Origin of the sequence: Aeromonas simiae (assembly GCF_000820125.1) — a bacterium.
In the GTDB taxonomy this organism is placed as follows: domain Bacteria; phylum Pseudomonadota; class Gammaproteobacteria; order Enterobacterales; family Aeromonadaceae; genus Aeromonas; species Aeromonas simiae.
In genome coordinates this window covers 122,487-142,975 of record NZ_CDBY01000036.1, presented here as the reverse complement: position 1 = coordinate 142,975, position 20,489 = coordinate 122,487, and the positions used below count along the sequence as shown (strand labels likewise).

General features: G+C 58.6%; 20 protein-coding genes. 3 read left to right on the top strand and 17 right to left on the bottom strand.

The genetic code is table 11. The features are described 5' to 3' along the window. Positions 1-103: 103 nt before the first annotated feature. A complete protein-coding gene (locus tag BN1134_RS06480; RefSeq protein WP_042046056.1) occupies positions 104-415 on the top strand; it encodes a monooxygenase in 312 nt (103 codons plus the stop codon). A gap of 93 nt (positions 416-508) precedes the next feature. Here BN1134_RS06480 and BN1134_RS06475 read toward each other — a convergent pair whose 3' ends face one another. Genes BN1134_RS06475 through BN1134_RS06455 form a run of 5 tightly spaced genes read right to left on the bottom strand, consistent with a single transcriptional unit; the run spans position 509 to position 5,408 of the window. Beyond that, positions 509-970 carry a hypothetical protein gene (locus tag BN1134_RS06475; protein WP_042046054.1) on the bottom strand — a complete coding sequence of 154 codons (462 nt, stop codon included), beginning with the start codon at positions 968-970 and terminating at the stop codon, positions 509-511. Positions 971-1,014: 44 nt separating this feature from the next. Beyond that, the gene (locus BN1134_RS06470) at positions 1,015-3,111 is read right to left on the bottom strand and encodes a hypothetical protein (RefSeq protein ID WP_042046053.1); all 2,097 of its coding nucleotides are present in this window, start codon (positions 3,109-3,111) and stop codon (positions 1,015-1,017) included. An 8-nt stretch (positions 3,112-3,119) separates the two neighbouring features. Next, positions 3,120-4,238, bottom strand: coding sequence for a hypothetical protein (locus BN1134_RS06465; protein WP_232300602.1), 1,119 nt, complete (start codon positions 4,236-4,238; stop codon positions 3,120-3,122). After that, entirely contained in the window at positions 4,225-4,851 is a 627-nt protein-coding gene (locus tag BN1134_RS06460; RefSeq protein WP_084214729.1) for a PilW family protein, read from the bottom strand. The genes BN1134_RS06465 and BN1134_RS06460 overlap by 14 nt, the downstream gene beginning before the upstream one ends. Next, entirely contained in the window at positions 4,845-5,408 is a 564-nt protein-coding gene (locus BN1134_RS06455; RefSeq protein ID WP_232300601.1) for a GspH/FimT family pseudopilin, read from the bottom strand. The genes BN1134_RS06460 and BN1134_RS06455 overlap by 7 nt, the downstream gene beginning before the upstream one ends. 66 nt (positions 5,409-5,474) lie before the next feature. Here BN1134_RS06455 and BN1134_RS06450 point away from each other — a divergent pair, with 66 nt between their 5' ends. Further along, entirely contained in the window at positions 5,475-5,855 is a 381-nt protein-coding gene (locus tag BN1134_RS06450) for a type IV pilin protein (RefSeq protein ID WP_042046050.1), read from the top strand. Positions 5,856-5,906: 51 nt separating this feature from the next. On the opposite strand, the gene ispH is transcribed toward BN1134_RS06450, so the two are convergent. The 6 genes from ispH to murJ form a co-directional block, all read right to left on the bottom strand. Beyond that, positions 5,907-6,842: a 4-hydroxy-3-methylbut-2-enyl diphosphate reductase gene (gene ispH, locus BN1134_RS06445; protein ID WP_042046048.1), complete on the bottom strand. Its 936-nt coding sequence runs from the start codon at positions 6,840-6,842 to the stop codon at positions 5,907-5,909. Continuing rightward, entirely contained in the window at positions 6,842-7,294 is a 453-nt protein-coding gene (gene fkpB, locus BN1134_RS06440) for an FKBP-type peptidyl-prolyl cis-trans isomerase (protein WP_042046045.1), read from the bottom strand. The genes ispH and fkpB overlap by 1 nt, the downstream gene beginning before the upstream one ends. After that, positions 7,291-7,797, bottom strand: coding sequence for a signal peptidase II (gene lspA / locus BN1134_RS06435; RefSeq protein ID WP_042046044.1), 507 nt, complete (start codon positions 7,795-7,797; stop codon positions 7,291-7,293). Before lspA ends, fkpB begins: the two co-directional genes overlap by 4 nt. After that, the gene (gene ileS / locus BN1134_RS06430) at positions 7,797-10,658 is read right to left on the bottom strand and encodes an isoleucine--tRNA ligase (protein WP_042046042.1); all 2,862 of its coding nucleotides are present in this window, start codon (positions 10,656-10,658) and stop codon (positions 7,797-7,799) included. The genes lspA and ileS overlap by 1 nt, the downstream gene beginning before the upstream one ends. Further along, positions 10,655-11,650, bottom strand: a complete 996-nt coding sequence (gene ribF, locus BN1134_RS06425) for a bifunctional riboflavin kinase/FAD synthetase (protein WP_042046041.1) — start codon at positions 11,648-11,650, stop codon at positions 10,655-10,657. The genes ileS and ribF overlap by 4 nt, the downstream gene beginning before the upstream one ends. 61 nt (positions 11,651-11,711) lie before the next feature. Further along, a complete protein-coding gene (murJ, locus tag BN1134_RS06420) occupies positions 11,712-13,277 on the bottom strand; it encodes a murein biosynthesis integral membrane protein MurJ (protein WP_042046039.1) in 1,566 nt (521 codons plus the stop codon). A gap of 189 nt (positions 13,278-13,466) precedes the next feature. Between murJ and rpsT the strand changes: the two genes are divergently transcribed. After that, on the top strand, positions 13,467-13,730 hold the full coding sequence (rpsT, locus tag BN1134_RS06415; RefSeq protein WP_042046038.1) for a 30S ribosomal protein S20: 264 nt from the start codon (positions 13,467-13,469) through the stop codon (positions 13,728-13,730). 50 nt (positions 13,731-13,780) lie between these two features. Here the strand turns inward: rpsT and BN1134_RS06410 are convergent, their stop codons facing one another. From BN1134_RS06410 to ptsP, 6 genes are all read right to left on the bottom strand, one after another. Beyond that, the gene (locus tag BN1134_RS06410; RefSeq protein ID WP_042046036.1) at positions 13,781-14,083 is read right to left on the bottom strand and encodes an ArsR/SmtB family transcription factor; all 303 of its coding nucleotides are present in this window, start codon (positions 14,081-14,083) and stop codon (positions 13,781-13,783) included. Positions 14,084-14,133: 50 nt separating this feature from the next. Beyond that, on the bottom strand, positions 14,134-15,066 hold the full coding sequence (nhaR, locus tag BN1134_RS06405) for a transcriptional activator NhaR (protein ID WP_042046035.1): 933 nt from the start codon (positions 15,064-15,066) through the stop codon (positions 14,134-14,136). A gap of 92 nt (positions 15,067-15,158) precedes the next feature. Further along, entirely contained in the window at positions 15,159-16,331 is a 1,173-nt protein-coding gene (gene nhaA, locus BN1134_RS06400; protein ID WP_042046034.1) for a Na+/H+ antiporter NhaA, read from the bottom strand. 159 nt (positions 16,332-16,490) lie between these two features. Then, complete coding sequence (gene thyA, locus BN1134_RS06395; RefSeq protein WP_042046033.1) at positions 16,491-17,285, bottom strand: thymidylate synthase; 795 nt, start codon at positions 17,283-17,285, stop codon at positions 16,491-16,493. Then, a complete protein-coding gene (gene lgt, locus BN1134_RS06390) occupies positions 17,282-18,109 on the bottom strand; it encodes a prolipoprotein diacylglyceryl transferase (RefSeq protein ID WP_042046032.1) in 828 nt (275 codons plus the stop codon). The genes thyA and lgt overlap by 4 nt, the downstream gene beginning before the upstream one ends. 98 nt (positions 18,110-18,207) lie before the next feature. Next, positions 18,208-20,478 carry a phosphoenolpyruvate--protein phosphotransferase gene (gene ptsP / locus BN1134_RS06385; RefSeq protein WP_042046031.1) on the bottom strand — a complete coding sequence of 757 codons (2,271 nt, stop codon included), beginning with the start codon at positions 20,476-20,478 and terminating at the stop codon, positions 18,208-18,210. Between the last annotated feature and the right edge of the window lie 11 nt (positions 20,479-20,489).

Genomic DNA, 20,489 nt, shown 5'->3' with positions numbered 1-20,489 from the left:
TTTTCGATGCTGATTGACATACTATGCCACGAAAAAGTGCCTTCTTGCAGAAGAGTCCCCCAGCTCCCTATGATGCCAACCACATATCGAAAAGGAGAACACCGTGACCACCCTGCTACAGATCCACTTCGATTTCCCTGCTGACATGATGGGGCCCTCGTTAGCCAGCGCGGCCCTCCCTCTGGCTGAATCCATCACCCACGAGCCCGGATTTATTTCCAAGATTTGGACTGAAAATCCACAAACCGGTGAAGCGGGAGGCATCTACCTGTTTGACAACGAAGAGCACGCCCGCGCTTATGTCACCATGCACGAGCAGCGAGTGCTAGCGATGGGGGCCCGTAACGTTCAGTACAAGCTCTTCGACGTCAATGAAGAGCTCAGCCGGGTCACCTTTGGCCTGCACGACAAATGACTCCAGGCTATCCATCCCGCCATCACAGAAAAAGGCCGACAGATACTGTCGGCCTTTTTCTTGATGTGATTCACGCCCCGATGAAGATGAAATTCAGTACTCACCCTCAGCTAAAAACTCATCCACGATTTCAGCCAGCTGTGGCCATAACTCTTCTGGAATCCAGGCATCGGGATCGTCTTCATCCCCCTCAAACTGCTCCCAGAAATAGCGCCGCAGGGCCGATGCAAACTCTTCATGTACCTCAGCCAACTCGGAGAGCGGCCCCATCCAGATGATACGGCGCAGGCCTGACGCCAGATCATTGAGCGCATCCACCAGTCCTCGGTCGTCAAAACTCTGCTCGATCAACAGCGCAAAACGAGCCTTGGCCGCCTCAGTCTGCTCCTCATCCAGCTCCCCGGTATCGGCCAGCAGATCGACGAAATCCTCCCGCAGGAATTCCAGCAGATCATCCCGGTCTTCAAACCATTGCAGTTGAGCGCCTTTGGTACCTAACACCGAGGCGTCGAAGGAGTCATCAAGATGGCACAGGGCCCAAGGATCGTCAGTCATCGTTAGTTCCGTTCCATACACACAATGCGCCGATTATAGGCAACTCAAGGCTGAGAGCTACAAGTTGTGGGCGTCGCTGGCAGAACGGCCAACAATGCCTCTTCCACCATCATCACACAACCACTGGTGGTTGAACCACTACTAGGCAAGGTCAGTGATTGAGAAGAGGGGGTCACTCTGTAACCACTCTTGGACAGAGTCAGCGTGAAACTCGAGCTGGGCACTCCACTGCAGGTGTAATTCGGTTTGGCCGGCTTGCCCATATCGAGGAGCGAGCAGGTGACATTCATATTGTTGACGCCCACGGTCAAACCAACAGAGGTCGCATCACAGGAGACGGCGCTGTGATTGGGATTATTGGCATTGCCCGTCGTCTTCAACTGCAAGCACTCGACGACACCGTGCAGATTGGCAACGGCAGATGCTAGGATGCTGACCCGCATGGTCGAACTGACCTGCGCATCGATATCCTGCTGCAACACAGGAGCCCCCACTATGCCGGAGTTCCCCTGATAACTGCGGGCCGTGATGGTGATCGGTGTGTCAGTCTGTGGTGTGCCGGAGAAGGTGGTGTTCTTGGCACTGAGTAATCCCCGACTATAAGTGCCGTAATAGTTGTTGGTCGGGTCGACGACCGTCGCTATGGGCTGGCTGGTCACCGTCGCCTTGTTACTGTCACCACTGCTCCACTCACTGAGCAGGGTCATGTTGACATCCTGGAAGGGGATCTTGGCGATATTCGGCTCGCTCGCTCCCCCTTGAAAGACCTCATTACTCAAATAGCCGGGAGACATAATATCAACATAGATGCCCCGACTGATGAGTTGCAGGGTTCCGATAGGGGTGGAGAGATCGGTACTACTGCCGCCTCGATTGCCGGCCAACCAGGTGTTAAAGCTCTGTATCGAAGGGGATGAACTGACAGCCGACCAGTTGCTGTCACTTTTGCTGGCAAAGGCGCTCTGTTGCCATTTTGCATGCTCCGTGATGACGTAGGCGATATAGGCTTGGTAATTGGCAAGATTGGTTGCATCGTTAAGAAACGCTGCGGAAAAGGTTGTTAATGAGACCAATCGCCAATCCGGGGCGGGTCGGTAAACACCATCGATTCTGATAAAACGGCACGCATCGATATAGTCTCCACTGCTAACCGATTGCAGCGATGCCCCACTCATCCGGTATTTGCCGCGACTGATATTCAAGGGAGCGTAATAACCAAAGAAGCCCTTGTCAGCCACATCATAATGTTCACGGCAACAGGAGGGACAGAGAGTCTCTTGCTGATTGCTGTTACCCTGCAATACCCCAACCCCTTTGTCGACCAACTCCCCCGTTTTCCAGTACTGAACCCTGTCATTAGCTGAATAGTAAGGAGTGTCAGGAAGATAAGCTTTTTCAAAGTTCCCGGTCGTGGAGCAAGAACAGTAGACCGTGGCCGTGTCTTGTAGCGACTGTTTATTACTGGCCGTGCCCTGGGTTTGATAAGTGATCGAGTCAAACTGGATCAGTCGACTGGAGCCCGTGTTGCCCTTGATATGAGGTAGCGGCTTGCTGGTCTCTTTCTTGCTGCCATTACCCAGATCGACCGAAACCACGTCGGGGACCACACCTGGTGTGTAAGAGACTTTTGGCTTGGGACGGGTGGTATCCAGACCATTGTTCAGTTGAGAGGCCGAGAGCGTATCGACGGGGGTTATCGCTCCTGATAGCTGGAGACTTTTGCTCTGCCCTTGGTTATCACTCCAACTGACCGTCACCGTCACAACTTTGCGTGCTGGATAGGAAAAGAGATAACCCGCAGGTTGGCTGGTGACCCAACCACTCCCCCCCCAAAACTGATTACTGACCGCCCAGCTCAGGCTGTAGGTATCCCCTGAGACCGTCTGATTGCCACTGCCCGCCGATATCCCCTGATAGGCACGCAGTGGTGATACCGCTGTTACGATGCCATTGAAATTACGCAATTCATCCAGCTTGGACTCAGCCAAGCGCATAGCCACTTCGTAGCGTTTTCCATCTTGAGAGACGCCCAGTAGTCCTCGGGAGAATGCCACCAATCCCGCCACACCGACCCCCAGCAGCACCAGTGTGAGCAAGATCTCCAGCAGACCGTATCCCTTGTGAGACTTCCACTGTTTCATGATGACCTCTACCAGTCTCGCCAACTGCCAGGAACAATATTGATCCGCTTAAAGGCAGCCCCGCTTCCGAGATTCTGCAACACCGACGCATCATAGACAGCATTGAATGTCCCGCTGGTAATTTCGAGCGGGAAGTTAGCCACCAAAGCGCCATTCACGGTCGCCGTCCCGTTTGCCTTGGCATCCGGAACAATCGTGGCGGGGTCAGATGAATAATCAAAGATAAGGCCATTGAAGATACTGCCCCCGTTCATTGTCAGCTCTCCGTCTCTGACAATCAGTATGACCGGACTCGCCACACTGCCGATCTCTCCTGGCATGGCGCAATCCCCATCAACGATGATCAAGCCGCTCGATGCCGTAGTGAGGCCATTGCAGTCATTTACCTGTTGTACGGCCAAGGCTTCCAGATTCAACCACCCCTCTTCCGTATCAGGTTGATTGAACAGGTACCAGACCAGGTCGGTCGGGAAATCCGGGTCGTTGTCCTTGATATCGGAGTTCTTGTGACTGTTATCGCTGAGGTTAGAACTACACCCAGCGCTGTAATCACCTTGATGGCAGGTTTGCCAAGAGCCGTGCCCACCAACATCATCATTCGTCCAGACGGAGAGAGGCACTCCGAGCCCCCCACCGTTGGGATTTGCTACAGCAGTAAAATTACCGCCAATGACCATGCCCCCAGCCACGGTCAACGGCGCTGCGGGTGTTCCTGCCAACACATTCACACTCACGGTTTTGACCTCCACTACGGCTTGCGCCGTCGTATCAGCCAGAGTGGCCTGAGCTCTCACTCGTACCGGGGTCACTACGGCCGAGCCCACATTGATTGCCATATCATTGAGTGCGGTCAGGGTGTAACTACCGGTTGCCGACGAGACTGTGGTTCCACTACCACTGGTTCGCCAACTGGCGTCGTAGGCCAGCCGCCCAATACCATCAGCGATCCCCAGTTCAGCCAGAGCCAGAGCCTGACGGTACAGCACCTCATTCAGAGTGATCCGCCTGTCGATCACCATCAATTTACCGACCAGCAACGAGACGCCGATCAGAATGGTGATCAGCAACAAAGTGACGGTAAAGGTGGTGAAACCAAGCGAGCGCCGCATCGTGTCAGTACCCATCATTGCGCAGCTTGATATCGCGCTGCAGCGAAAGAGATATGGCCGGTGTCGCCTTGTAATTACCTGTCATGGAAAGGCGGATCGTCCTCGCGCCAGCCGAAAGGCTACTACTCAGAAGCTCAAAAGTGAGGCTGGATATATCGATGGTATTGTCGGTGCTAAGCAGACTACCTCCTGAGCAAGAGGCTGAATTTCCGGTATCGAGCCTGACTCCCTTACTGGCACTGCTGTAGCTGTAGACCCGAGTCTCATCGCTATCCAACGCCGAATTGCCATTATCGTCATAACGAATCCGCAAGCAGAGATAGCGCTTTGAGCCCGCTGCCGTCTCACTCATCAGGTCGGTCACAGAGTCAAAATAAAAGGAGGAACGAGCACTCGATGTCGCCCCAAGAAAGGCGGTTGCGCCCGCATCATAGCCGGAGCGCTGCAGATCTCTGGCCATCATGTCCACGATCGATTGCATCTCCTGATTGAGCCGGCTGACCTGCATCGAGGTCTGATCGGCGCGCAGAATGGAGGCAAACAGTGCCGACACTGCGGCAACCAGCAGCAGTCCGGCGACCATGGCCACCATCAGCTCCACCAGACTAAAACCAGCGTGGCGGCTCAGCATGCGGGTACCCCTCCGACCTTACTTCCAGTAGGCGCGCAGCTTCGCACTCGTCCCAGATTGTTGGTCACTACCTGCATGCTGTACGCATTGGCGGTCAACTGTATATTACCGGCCGGCAAGGAGCCTCTTCTGGGTGAAAATGCAACCGGTCTGACCTTACTGGCTGACTCGCTATAACTTGCCGTCAACGCGATTCCGGGGAACTCGGTTGCATCCCCACCTTTACGCCCCTCCAGAGTCGAACAAGTGGTGTTGCAACTGGTGCACGTCGCCGTGCCATCGATAGCGATGCGATAGCACCAGTTACTCTGGCCGCTGTTAAAGATGATGAGGGAGAGCCCCTGATTGCGCTTAATCGACTCGGACTTGAGCAGCATCATGTCGGTATAAATGGCTTGGGTGGCCGCTTTGACGAGTTGCTCCTGACGCAAAGAACTGTAGCTGGGCAAGGCGACGGTAACGAGAATGGCGACCATCGCAATGGACACCATCAGCTCCAATAACGTAAACCCCCGTCCCTGCTCACAACGCGCCCTTTTCATCTGCTGCGCCCCCATCAACCGCCCTTCCGTGGGCGTGGCCTACTATCCTCACAGTATCGACTCTTTTCAGGAATAGTGCCGATGTCAAAACGCTCAATGAATGGCATAACACTCATCGAACTGCTGGTTGCGGTAGCCATCGTGGCGATCATCGCAGCCGTTGCTTACCCCTCCTTCACTAAGGGGTTGCAGCAGTCCCGCCGCGCTGACGCCATCAAGGGGCTCTTTTCCATGCAGCTAAAGCAGGAGGAGTATCGTCTCAGCAATGCCAGCTACAGCAGCAACCCGGCACAAGTCGGTAATCCGAGCAGTGATTACTACGACTTCTCCATCTCAGGGGCCAGTGCCACGACCTACACCCTCAGGGCAGTTGCCAAAGGTGCGCAAATAGGTGACACAGGTTGTGCCACCATGACCATCAATAAGGCTGATATCAAGACACCCGCTGATTGCTGGAAATAGAAAGAATCAGGGGACGAAAAGAGTGATGCCGGCATCTGCCGGCATCATTGATTAAAGGATCCGCAGCTCGGCGGGCACCTCAAACACCACGTTCTCTTCACGGCCGGGATGCTCGGCCACCATCTGGCCGCCCAGCTCGCGCAACCTGGAGATGACCGACTGAACCAGCACCTCGGGGGCCGAGGCTCCTGCGGTGACACCCACCCGTTCAACCCCTTCCAGCCAGCTCGGCTCTATCATGGCGGCATCGTCGATCAGATAGGCACGGGCGCCCACCTTTTCGGCCAGCTCGCGCAAGCGGTTGGAGTTGGAGGAATTACGCGAACCCACCACCAGCATGGCCTGTACCAAGCCCGCCATCTCGCGCACCGCGTCCTGACGGTTCTGGGTGGCGTAGCAGATGTCATCCTTGCGCGGCCCCTGGATCTTGGGGAAGTGGCGACGCAGGGCATCGATAACGTCGGAGGTCTCATCCACGCTCAGGGTGGTCTGGGTGACAAAGCAGAGATCGTCCGGGTTCTTCACGATAAGACGCGCCACGTCATCCGGGGTCTCCACCAGATACATGCCACCGTTCGGATTCTCGTACTGCCCCATGGTACCGATCACCTCAGGATGACCGGCGTGGCCGATGAGCACGGCCTCTGACCCCTTGCGACTGGCGCGATGAACTTCCATATGCACCTTGGTCACCAGTGGGCAGGTCGCGTCAAATACCTTGAGCTCCCGTGACTTGGCCTTCTCGCGTACCGCCTTGGAGACGCCGTGGGCAGAGAAAATGACAATGTTGTCATCCGGCACCTCGTCGATCTCCTCGACGAAGATGGCCCCCGCCTCCTTGAGCTTGTTCACCACATAGCGGTTATGCACCACTTCATGGCGCACATAGATGGGCGCCCCAAACTTCTCCAGCGCGCTCTCGACAATGCTGATAGCACGGTCGACACCGGCGCAGAACCCGCGTGGGTTGGCAAGCAGGATCTCCATCAGACCTCCTCCAGCTCCTCATCCACCGCCAGGATCTCGACCTCGAAGGTCACGGTATGCCCGGCCAGCGGATGGTTGAAATCGACGGTCACCGACATCCCCTCCACGGCTCTGACGATCCCCGGGATCTCGCCGCCATTGGGCAGGCTGAACCCGATGATGGCGCCGACCTCGGGTTCGGCGTCGGCGCCGAACTTGGCACGATCGAGGTGGTGGATATTGTCGGGGTTGGGCAGGCCAAAGGCCTGCTCCGGCGCCAGGGTGAAGCTCTTGGCCTCACCGGCGCTAAGGCCCAGCAGGCACGCCTCAAAGCTCGGGGTCAGGCTACCATCCCCCATCACCAGCCGGGCCGGCTTGCCGCCAAGCTGGGTGCTGTCCGCCACCGAGCCATCCTCCAGCTTGATGGTGAAGTGGAAGATCACCTGGCTGTCTGCCGCGATGACGCTGCTCATGCAGGCTCCTTGGCTTGTTTGTCACCGCACAGGCCATCTAGCACTATCATGGCAGCACCGATGAAGATGAAGCTGTCGGCCAGATTGAAGGCCGGCCAGTGGGAACGGCCCCAGTAGAGGTCGAGAAAGTCGACCACGTGACCCAGTACCAGCCGGTCGAACACATTACCGAGCGCCCCACCAATGATGAAGGCGTAGGCAATACCACTCCAGCGCTGGGTGACCGATTGCTTGCGCAGCCAATGGATCAGCAGGCCGCAGATGGCAAAGGCCAGCACGGCGAAGAACCAGCGCTGCCATCCACCCTGATCAGCCAGGAAGCTGAATGCAGCGCCCTTGTTGTAGACATGCACCAGATTGAAGAAGGGGGTGATCTCCACCCCCGGATAGCCGTATGGCAGCAGCTTGACCACGGCGAGCTTGCTCGCCTGGTCAAGGATGAAGGCCAGCACGGCCAGCCACAGCCAACGCAAACCACTCTTGTGTTGCATCATGTCACCCATCAGGCAAAGGAGCGCACTTCACCGGCGCCATCGACGTTGGTCACACAGCGGCCACAGATCTCTTCGTGGCCCGCGATGGTGCCCACGTCTTCCACATGGTGCCAGCAGCGATCGCACTTGGCCGCAGCAGATTGCACCACGCTCACCCACAGATCGTCGCGCTCGGTTGCAACCGCGCCCTCACCAGCGGCCTCGGCAGTCACCACGGTGGCCTTGGAGGTCAGCAGCACGAAGCGCAGCTCATCGCCCAGGGCTCGCAGCTGCTCGGCCAGCGCCGGCTTGGCATAGAGGGTTACCTCTGCCTGCAAAGAGCCGCCGATGCGCTTCTCGCCGCGGGCCGCTTCCAGCGCCTTGTTCACTTCGCCACGCACACTCAGGATCTCGGCCCAGAAGGCATCGCCCATCTGCTCATCCGCAGCCAGGCCAAACAGCCCCTGGTACCACTCCTCGGTGAACACGAACTTGGCGCGCTCACCCGGCAGCAGGGCCCAAATCTCATCGGCAGTGAAGCTCATGATGGGCGCCATCCAGCGCACCATGGCCTCGGCGATATGGTAGAGGGCGCTCTGGCAGGAGCGACGAGCCAGACTATCCGCCTTGGCGGTGTACTGGCGATCCTTGATGATGTCGAGATAGAAAGAGCCCATCTCAACCGAGCAGAACTGCATCAACTTCTGGGTCACACCGTGGAAGTTGTAGGCATCGAATGCCTCGACAATCTCCGCCTGCACCGCCTTGGCACGACCGACGGCCCAACGGTCCACCAGCACCATGTCGCTGGGAGCGACCATGTCGGTGGCCGGATTGAAGCCGTTGAGATTGGCCAGCAGGAAGCGGGCAGTATTGCGGATCCGGCGATAGGCGTCGGCAGAGCGCTTGAGGATCTCGTCGGAGACCGTCATCTCGCCGGTGTAGTCAGTGCTGGCGACCCACAGACGCAGGATGTCGGCACCCAGCTTGTTCATCACGTCCTGCGGGCTCACTACGTTGCCGATCGACTTGGACATCTTGCGGCCCTGGCCATCCACGGTGAAGCCGTGGGTCAGCACCTGGTTGTAGGGGGCCTTGTTCTTCATGGCCACGCCGATCATGAGCGAGGACATGAACCAACCACGGTGCTGGTCAGAGCCTTCTAGATACATGTCGGCCGGCTTGCCGTTGAATTCCGGGCGCGCGTCCACCACAGAGGCGTGGGTCGAACCGGAGTCAAACCAGACGTCCAGGGTATCGGGCACCTTCTCATACTGATCGGCATCGCTGCCCAGCAGCTCGGCCTTGTCCAGATCCCACCAGGCCTGGATACCCTTCTGCTCGACGCGCTTGGCCACCTCTTCCATCAGACGGACCGAATCCGGATGGATGGCATGAGTATCCTTATCAACGAACAGTGCGATGGGCACACCCCAGGTACGCTGACGGGAGATACACCAGTCCGGGCGACCTTCTACCATGGCCTGGATGCGGTTCTTACCCCAGGCCGGCACCCAGCCGCTCTGGCCGTGTTCGGCGATGCCCTGTGTCTCGATGCGATCGATCTCTTCCAAGGCGCGCTTGCGCAGACCGTTCTGATCCATGCTGATGAACCACTGCGGGGTGGCACGGAAGATGATCGGGGTCTTGTGACGCCAGCAGTGCGGATAGGAGTGGTTGAACACCTCGTGATGCAGCAGTGCACCGCGCTCGATCAGCACGTCGATGACGGAGGCATTAGCCTTGAACACATGCTGACCGGCAAACAGCTCGGTATCCGGCAGATAGACGCCGTTGCTACCGACCGGGTTCGCCACTTCAAGCCCGTACTTCTGACCGACCACAAAGTCTTCCTGGCCGTGGCCCGGAGCGGTGTGCACGGCGCCGGTACCAGCATCCAGGGTGACGTGGTCACCCAGCACCACAGGCACGTCGAAGTGGTAGAAGGGGTGGTTAAAGCGCAGCAGCTCAAGGGCTGCCCCCTTGGCAAAGCCCAGGTTGTGATAGTGCTCGATGCCGGCGCGATCCATCACATCCTTGACCAACTCGGTGGCCAGGATCAGGCGCTCAGGATTGTCCCCTTCGACCTGCACCAGGGCATAGTCGAGCTCGGCATTCATGGCGATACCGCGGTTGGCCGGCAGGGTCCACGGCGTGGTGGTCCAGATCACCGCAGAGAGCGGTCCCTTGCCGGTATGACCTTCGGCGCAGTCAAACTTAGCGGCCACGGCAGCCTCGTCGACGGCCTTGAAACGCACGTCGATAGAGGGGGAGTTCTTGTCGTAATACTCGACCTCGGCCTCCGCCAGAGCGGAGCCGCAGTCGGTACACCAGTACACCGGCTTGGAGCCCTTGTGCAGGTGACCATTACCGACGATCTTGGCCAGGGAGCGGATGATATTGGCTTCAGTGCCAAAATTCATGGTCAGGTAGGGATGCTCCCAATCGCCCAGCACGCCAAGACGAATGAAATCGGCCTTCTGGGCCTCAATCTGGGTCTTGGCATACTTACGGCACTCTTCGCGGAACTCGGCCGGGGTCACCTTCTCGCCCGGCTTGCCGACCATGCCTTCGACTTTGAGTTCGATGGGCAGGCCGTGGCAGTCCCAACCCGGCACATAGGGAGAGTCGAAACCAGAGAGCCCCTTGGACTTGATGATGATGTCTTTGAGGATCTTGTTGACGGAGTGACCGATGTGGATGCTGCCGTTGGCATAGGGAGGGCCATCGTGCAGGATGAAGGACTTCTTGCCCTTCTTGACGCTGCGAATCGCGCCGTAGAGATCCTGATCATACCAACGCTGGAGCATCTGGGGTTCACGCTTGGCCAGATCGCCGCGCATCGGAAACTCGGTTTCCGGAAGATTCAGGGTGTGTTTATAGTCGCTCATCGATCCTGGTTTCCCTTCATATCTAAAGACTGCATTTCTAAAAGAGTGCCGGATGGTTCATCGGTTGCCGGCAGGCCGAACCAATGTCGGGCGGCCTGGGCGTCGCGTTCGATCTGGGCTCGCAGGGCGTCGAAGGAGGGAAATTTCTGCTCCTCGCGCAGTTTGTGGTGCAGCATAACCTGCACCTGTTGCCCGTAGAGATCACCGGAGAAATCAAAAAGATGTACCTCTAAACGGGCTTGTGTACCGTTCAGGGTGGGTCGTTGTCCCACATTGGCAACGCCGGGGAAGGTCTTGCCGGAACATAACACTTCCACCGCATAGACGCCACTGACCGGCGCCACGCGCCGCTTCAGGGCCAGATTGGCGGTAGGAAAGCCGATGGTGCGGCCGAGCTTGTCGCCATGGGCGACCCGCCCGCTGATGCTGTAGGGACGCCCCAGCATCATCTCCACCTCGGCCATCCGGCCGGCAGCCAGCGCCTCACGCACCAGCGTGCTGCTCACCCGCTGACGGGAGAGGCTGAAACTCTGGGTACTGATCACCTCGAAACCAAAGCGGCGACCGGCCTCTTCCAGCAGATGGAAGTCACCGCACCGCCCCTTGCCGAAGCGAAAATCATCCCCTACCACCAGATAGCGCACCCCCAGCTTGCCGACCAGCAACTCCTCGATGAAGCACTCGGCCGACTGGCTGGCAAAATCATGGTTGAAGCGTACGCAGAGCAGCCGCTCGATACCGATGGCCTGTAACGCCTCGGCCTTTTCGCGCAGCCGGCTGAGGCGTGGCGGCGCCTTGGCATCGGCAAACAGCTCCAGCGGCTGCGGCTCGAACAGCATGACGCAAGCGGGCAGGCCCAGGCTGGCAGCCTTCTCTTGCAGGCGTGCCAATACGGCGCGATGGCCAAGATGCACCCCGTCGAAGTTGCCAATGGTCAACACGCAGCCTCGGTGGCGAGGCCGCAGATTGTGGATGCCGCGAATAAGCTCCATCAGTGCCTTGTGTCTTGCTGCTGTCGAAATCGCCGGATTATATCTCAGGTGGGCTCTGCGATCAGCCCTCGCGTCCCGCTTTCAGGTGGTGCAGGCGAATACCGGTCAACAACAGGATGCCGCCATAGGTCCCCCCTCCCAAGATCAACAGCTTGGTCAGCTCCCAGCTGGCCTTGAGCATGTGCCACTCACCCCACTGGGCCAGACTCGGCGACAACTGCCACAGCAACAGGGACATGGCGACCGTCGCCAGCAACAGTCGCAGGAAGAAGCTCCACGTCTCGCGGGTAATACGATAAACCCCGTGCTGACTCAGGCCACGATAGAGCAGGAAGGCATTCACCGTCCCCGAGCAGGCCGTCGAGAGCGCCAGGCCGACATAGTCGAGGGGATAGATGAAGGCCAAGTTGAACACCATGTTAGCCACCATGGCGATGATGCCGATACGCACCGGGGTCTTGGTGTCCTGGCGGGCATAGTAGCCGGGGGCAAGCACCTTGATGAGCATGAGCGAGAGCAGGCCAGAGACCGATGCCAGCAGGCTGGCACTCGACATGCTGACCTCATGCATGCCGAACTCGCCACGCATGAAGAGCACCCGCAGGATCGGCTCACGCAACACACCAATCCCGGCCATGGCCGGCAGACCGAGCAGCACCACCATGCGCACCCCCCAATCCATGGTGCGGGAAAAGTCGGCCGAGTCGGCGTCGACGTGTTTCTTGGCCAGGGCCGGCAGGATGACGGTACTGATGGCTACCCCAAACAGGCCGAGCGGGAACTCCAGCAACCGATCCGAGTAATAGAGGTGGCTGATGGCGCCAGTAGCAAGAAACGACGCCAGCATGGTATTGAGCAGCAGGTTGATCTGACTCACCGACACCCCGAACAGGGCCGGGATCATCAGCGTGCGGATCTTCACCACTCCAGGGTGATGCCAGCCCCACTTCGGCCGCACCAGCATGTTGAGCTGGCGCAGGAAGGGGAACTGGAACAAGAACTGCACCAGACCCCCGAAGAAGACGCCCAGCGCCAATGCCAGCTCAGGATCATCGAGCCAGGGCGCGACCCACCAGGCGGCGGCAATCATGGTGATGTTGAGAAAGATGGGGGTAAACGAGGAGACCCCGAAGCGGCCGAAGGTGTTGAGTACTGCCCCTGCCATGGCGGTGAAGGTGATGAACCAGAGGTAGGGGAAGGTGATCTTGAGCATCAGGCTCGCCATCTCGAACTTCTCGGCAGAGGGGCCGCCGTGCAGCCAGTCCCAGAACCAGCCCCAGCCGAACAGTGCGGTCAGCACCCCGGAGAAGAGCACGCCGAGCAGGGTCACTATGGTAACGATCCCCCCCAGCGTCCCCGACACCACGGCCAGCAGCTCGCGCACCTTCTCCTCGTCCCCTTCCTTCTTATACTCCGTCATCACCGGTACGAAGGCCTGGTTGAAGGCCCCCTCGGCAAACAGGCGGCGCAAAAAGTTGGGAATACGGTTGGCGAAGAAGAACACGTCGGCGGCGGCACCCGCCCCCAACAGGTTGGCGATGACGATGTCACGCACCAAACCCATGATGCGGGAGAGCAGTGTCATAAAGGACACAATCATCCCGGATTTAATCAATTTCTTGCTCAAGGAGGGCCTCGGGAACTGTCGGAATGCAACGAATGCTGATAGAATCGGCCGACAGTTTACCCGCACACCCGCTGACACACCATCGGGGGTCGGTGCTTATTTGCACAAATTGTTTGACAAAATGTGGTTGCAAAGGCATATTCCTCGGCCTTTGCAATACACTCGCTAAGACAGTTTTAGGAGTTTAACTTGGCTAACATCAAATCTGCTAAGAAGCGCGCGATTCAGGCAGAGAAACGTCGTCAGCACAATGCCAGCCGTCGTTCCATGACCCGTACCTACGTCAAGAAAGTCGTAGCTGCCATTGCCGCTGGTGACAAGGCTGCTGCCGTTGCCGCTTTCGAGAAGGCTCAGCCGATCCTCGATCGCATGGCAACCAAGGGTCTGATCCACAAGAACAAGGCTGCTCGTCACAAGAGCCGTCTGGCTGCTCAGATCAAGGCTCTCGCCTAATCGACACAGCTGTTCGCACGAACGAAAAAACCGGCAGAATTGCCGGTTTTTTATTTTTTAGGCTGACAGTAAAGCGAATGCAGCAAGCTGATCACCTCCCTGACCTCATGACTGTTGAGGGAGTAGTAGACCGTCTGCGCCTCTTTACGGGTCGCCACCAGCCCATCACGACGCAGCACCGCCAGATGCTGTGAAAGCGCCGACTGGCTGAGCCCCAGCATGCCATTGAGTTCACTGACTGAGAGCTCTTTATCCAACAGATGGCATAGGATGAACAGACGCCGTTCGTTGGCCAGCGCCTTGAGCAGGGCAACCGCGCGGGATGCATTGGCCTCCATCTGTGCAAGTTCCATCACTTACCTCCTCTCTGAAAGGCCCGTATCATACTGGCTACCCGCCATTTTTAAAACGAGAGTGCTGCGGGAGGCGACTGATCCAGATGCTCATCGCCAGCAAACAACGCCGTAAAATCACTCTCACAGATACGCTTGACCGCCGGATGCTGGATCATGCGCTCAGCGAAGATGACGTAGTACTCCTCCTTGAGATCCTGGGTCTCCCCTAGCAGCACCACCTCCTCACTCTCCAGCAACTCGTCGCGATAGATGGAGGGGGCCATGAAGATCCCCTGGTTGAAGAAGCCAAATGCCTTCATCAGAGCGGCATCATCAAACTCCCCCAGGATGCTGGGCGTCACTCCTTGCTCCTCGAACCACTGGGTCAGCTGGCGCCCCATGGCGGTACGCCGGCCAGGGATCAACAACTTGCGCTCCTCAAGGCAGGCCGGGAAGGGCTTCTCTGGCAACGGAGCCTTGCAAAAAAAACTGACCCCACAGCCACCGAGACGCTTGGAGAGCAGACCCGCATGCTGGGAGGAGTCCACCGGGCAGTCGGAGAGGATCATATCCAGCTTGTGCTCGCTCAACTGCTCCAGCAGCAACTCGTGAGTCGACTCGAAGCAGCGCAGGTGAATGGAGCCATCATTAGGAATGACCGAGAGCAAGACCCGGCTCGCCAATCGCTTGGAGAGCGCATCGGCAATCCCCACATCGAACAGGATCTGGCTCTCTTTGCGGTAGTTGACGATATCCAGCATCTCGTAGGAGAGGCTGAACATGCGATCGGCATAGCGATAGACCAGCTGGCCCAACTCGGTCGCCTCGAGAGAGCGTCCCTTGCGTTTGAACAGCTTGCCGCCGAGGCGCTGCTCGAGCAGCTTGATCTGCCCCGTCACCGTCTGTGGGGTGAGAAACAGCGCCTCGGCGGCTTGGGTAACAGATCCCTTCTTCTGGGTCATCCAGAAGTAATAAAGGTGATTGTAATTAAGGTGCGACATAGAACCATTACAGGAGGGGCGGCGCCGTCAGTATGTCACAGAGGGTTGCCTGTTCGCCAACAACAAGCCCGCCGATGGCGGGCTTGTCTCATTCAGCGTGTCGTATGGGAAGGTAGCGCCCAACGCAGTGCCAGATACCCGAACACAGCCGCCAACGTCGAGCCACTCAAGATCCCGAGCCGTGAGTAGTTGCCATAGTCCAGGCCACCATGCTCAAAGGCGAGCGATGCAATAAACATCGACATGGTGAAGCCAATGCCGCACAGGATGCTGACGGCGAAGATGTGGCGCAAGGTGATCCCATCCGGCATCTTGGCGACCCCAATCTTGACCGCCAGCCAGCTGATGGTGAACACCCCCAGCGGCTTACCGATGAAGAGCCCCAGCATGATACCGAGCGGCACCGGCTTGAGCATGTCGGCCAGGCCAATGCCGGCTAGCGACACACCGGCGTTGGCAAAAGCAAACAGCGGCAAGATAAGGTAAGCAGACCAGGGGTGCAAGGCATGCTCCAGATGCTTGAGTGGCGACTCGTGGCGCACCCCCTTGATCGGCACCATGAAGCCGACGATGACTCCGGCCAACGTGGCATGCACGCCCGACTTGAGCACAGCCACCCACAGCACCACCCCGACCAGAATGTAGGCCGAGATGCGGTCGACCCCGCGCCGGTTCATCCACCACAGCACAGCGATGGCTGTCAGTGAGACCACCAGGGCCTCCAGCGAAAGCTGACTGGTGTAGAACAGCGCGATGATGACGATGACCCCCAGGTCATCCATGATGGCCAGCGCCAGCAAAAACACCTTGAGGCTGAGCGGCACCCGCTTGCCAAGCAGCGCCATCACGCCAAGGGCAAAGGCAATATCGGTGGCGGCCGGAATCGCCCAGCCAGCCCTGGCAACCTCGTCGGAGTAGTTGAACAGGGTGTAGACCAGCGCAGGCGCCAGCATGCCACCCAGGGCAGCGATGGCAGGGAAGGTGGCCTGCTCACGGGTGGAGAGCGCGCCCTCCAGCATCTCCCGCTTGACCTCAAGGCCGACCAGCAGAAAGAAGATCGCCATGAAGCCATCGTTGATCCAGAGCAGCAGCGGCTTGTTGATATCGAGCGCGGCGATACGGATCTGTACCGGTACGTCGAGAAAAGCCTGGTAGCTACCCGCCAATGACGAGTTCGCCAGCAGCATCGCCAAGGCTGCCGACAGGATCAGAATGATCCCCGATGCCGACTCCAGACGCAGGAATTTTTTGACCATTTCACTCATTGAACAAAACCTCGTCTTGTCAGATGGATTCAGTCTAGTGAGTGAGAGGCGTCTTGAAAAATCGATTCTAGTTAACTAACACCTCGATAAAACCGAATAAAAAACGGAATTACCATATAAAAAAAGCGCCTTTAGGCGCTTTTTTTATCTCCGCAGCCATCAGATGGCCACCGGTGCCTTGATACCGGGATAGGGGTCATAACCCACGATCTCAAAGTCCTCAAAGCGATAGTCGAACAGGGTATCCGGCTTGCGCTTGATCACCAGCTGGGGCAATGGGCGCGGCTCGCGGCTCAGTTGCAGTGCCGTCTGCTCCATATGGTTGGAGTAAAGGTGCACATCACCACCGGTCCAGACGAAGTCACCCACCTCCAGATCACACTGCTGCGCCACCATGTGGGTCAGCAGGGCATAGCTGGCAATGTTGAACGGCAGGCCGAGGAAGACATCGCAACTGCGCTGATAGAGCTGACAAGAGAGCTTGCCGTCGGCCACATAGAACTGAAAGAAGGCATGGCAAGGCGCCAGCGCCATCTTGTCGAGCTCACCCACGTTCCAAGCCGAGACGATGATGCGCCGTGAATCGGGATTGCTGCGAATATCGTCAAGCGCCTTCTGGATCTGATCCACCACGCCGCCATCGTCGGTCGGCCAAGAGCGCCACTGAGCCCCATAGACAGGGCCGAGATCGCCATTCTCATCGGCCCACTCATCCCAGATACTGACCCCGTTCTCCTTCAGGTAGGCCGTATTGGTATCGCCGTTGAGGAACCACAGCAGCTCATGAATGATGGAGCGCAGGTGACACTTCTTGGTGGTGACCAAGGGAAACCCCTCGGCCAGGTTGAAGCGCATCTGGTGGCCGAAGATGGAGCGGGTACCGGTGCCGGTACGATCTGACTTGTCGCTGCCTTCGGCCAGGATCTTACGCATCAGGTCGAGATAACTCTTCATTTCACTCCCTCGGGCTTAACACCAAACAGGCGCGGCAGCGTGTAGGCCGCCCAAACCATCAGAATACCGGCCAGGATCATCGGGGTGGAGAGGATCTGCCCCATGCTGATCTCGTTGAAGTAGAGGCCAAGCTGGCTGTCAGGCTCGCGCACAAACTCCACCAGAAAGCGGAACAGGCCGTAGAACAGCAGGAACAGGCCGGAGATGGCCCCGCGCGGCGGATGCTTGCGCCAGAACAGGTTCAGGATGACGAATAGCGCCACCCCTTCCAGGGCGAACTGATAGAGCTGAGAGGGGTGACGTGGCATGTTGCCCGCCTCCGGGAAGATCATCGCCCAAGGGACGTCGGTGACGCGGCCCCACAACTCGCCATTGAGGAAGTTACCGATACGCCCCACCCCGAGACCAAACGGGATGAGCGGCGCCACAAAATCCGCCACGGTGAAGAAGTGGCGCCGAGTCTTGTGGGCAAACCAGATCATGGCGGTGATGACACCGATGAGGCCACCGTGGAACGACATGCCGCCCGTCCAGATCTTGAACAGATAGAGAGGGTCGGCTAGGAACAGATCGAAATTGTAGAAAAGCACATAGCCGACACGGCCACCGAGGATCACCCCAAGAAAGCCGTAAAACAGCAGATCAGAGACCTCATCACGGGTCCATCCGCTGCCCGGCTCATCGGCACGCCGACCAGCCAGCCACATGGCGAAGGCGAAACCGAACAGGTACATGAGACCGTACCAGCGCACCTGAAGCGGCCCCATCGCGAAGGCCACAGGATCGAACTGTGGGAATACCCAATAACCGTCTTGCACTTGCATAGGAGAGTCTGTCGCATGAGTTTAAAGTGCCCGCATTGTGCAATCATTCACATCGACGGGCAACCTTGAGAGCCGATCAAGGCGCGATGGAGTCTCGATTAATGACTCTTATGACCGGCACGTAAGAAGCCTCCCATCCCACGCTCCTCGAGATAGCGGGCAAACAAGCCACGCAGGGTATGGGGTGAGTCAACCCTCAACCCTTCTGCCAGCAGCGGGGTCAGTTCGTCGAGGCGGGCATGACGCAGCACGTACTTGATACGCGGTATGTTGAAGGTGTTCATGCTGAAGCGGCGATAGCCCATGGCCAGCAGCACCAGCACCCCTACCGGATCACCGGCCAGCTCGCCGCAGACCGAGACCGGCTTGCCATAGCGGCGCGCCGAGTCGACCAGCAATTGCAGCGCCCGGATCACCGCGGGATGGAAGGCGTCGTAAATACTCGCCACCCTGGCATTGTTACGATCCACCGCCAGCAGGTACTGGATGAGATCGTTCGAGCCGACCGACCAGAAATCGATGAGCGGCGTCATCTCGGGCAGGATGTAGAGGGCCGAGGGCACCTCAATCATCACGCCGAGTGAGGGGTAATGCAGGGTATGGCCACGCGAGGCCACCTCTTCCGATACCTCGCGCCACGCCTGATCGAGCAGGCGGCGGGCCGACTCTATCTCACCGATGCAGCTGATCATCGGCAACATGATGGAGAGGTTGTCGAGCCCCTCACTGGCGCGCAGCATCGCCTTGAGCTGCACCAGAAACAGCTCGGGGTGATCCAGGGTCAGGCGGATACCGCGCCAGCCGAGGAAGGGGTTCTCCTCGACAATCGGGAAATAGGGTAACTGCTTGTCACCGCCCACATCCAGCGTGCGCATACAGACGGGGCGACCCCGATAGGTCTCGAGAATGGCCCGATAACGCTCGGTCTGCTCCCATTCGGAGGGGAAACTGTCGTGCAGCATGAAAGGGATCTCGGTGCGATACAGCCCCACACCGTCGGCCAGATCGTTGAGAGCGATCTCGGTATCGGCACTGAGACCGGCATTGAGCAGCAAGGAGACCTTGACCCCGTCCAGCGTCTCGGAGGGCTGTCCGTCGGTGCTGTGCACCAGGGCATCGAGCGCCTGCTCCTCGTGCAGCAGCTGGCGATATTCGATGAGCAGTGGCTCGCTCGGTTCCACAAACAGGTCGCCGCTGTAGCCATCGACGACCAGCAGGTGCTGATGGATCTCGGCCAGCGGGAAGTCCACCCCCATGATGGCCGGCACCCCCATGGCGCGCGCCAAAATGGCCGCGTGGGAGTTGGTGGAGCCGGTCAGGGAGACAACCCCAGCCAGACAGTGGCGCGGCACTTCGGCCAGCACGGTCGCCGTCACCTCTTCGGCCACCAGAATCACCGGCTCGCTGACATGGATGTGGTCGGGTTCACTCTGTGCCAGACGCCCTATGATGCGCTGAGCGATATCCTTGATGTCGCTGGCGCGTTCACGAAAATAAGCATCTTTCATGGCGGAGAAACGCCCCATGAGCGCTTCACTGATCAGTTTGACTGCGCTGATGGCGGTCCACCCTTCCTGGGTGATGCGGTGGCTGATGGGGCGGATGTAGCTGGGGTCATCCAGCAGGTGAAGATAGATGTCGAACAAGGTAGCGGAATCTTGCCCTGCGCTATCACGAAAGCGCAGGGCAAGCGCCTCCACATCACGGCGGACCGCTCCGACGGCCTCCTCGAAGTGGGTCAGCTGGGCGGCCCTATCGTCGCTCTTACGCGGCGTGATGGCCGACAGCTCCTTGCGTGGACGCCATACCCACGCCTTGGCAATCGCCACCCCGGATGAACCGGCTACGCCGCGCAGCGGCTTGCTCCAGTCGGCCTTGCGCAATAGTCCCTTGGCCTGAGCATGCGCGATTCGTGCCGCCAGCTGGGCCGCCAGGGTCACCAGAAAGGACTCCTCCCCCTCATCAAACAGGCGGCAATCTTTCTGCTGCACCACCAACACCCCGACCACTTGGCGCTGATGCATGATGGGCGCGCCGAGAAAGGAGCGAAACGGCTCCTCGGCAACGTCGGGAAGAAACTTAAAGGCGGGGTGGGAGGGGGCATCCGCCAGGTTGATCAGCTCTTCGCGCTGGCCGATCAGCCCGACGATCCCCTCCTCGAAGGGGAGAAAAGCCTTACCGACGGCCGCAGCAGCCAGACCATCGGTGGCCGCCAGACGGTAACAACGCTGCTCCGGCTCGGCCACGTAGACCGAGCAGCAGTCGACCACCATGGCCGAACGCGTCAGCCGCACCAGGGCATGCAGTGCCTGCTCGAGAGAGGACGCCTCGGTCATGCTCTCGACGATGTGGCGCAGCTGTGTCAGCAATCTGCTTCTCC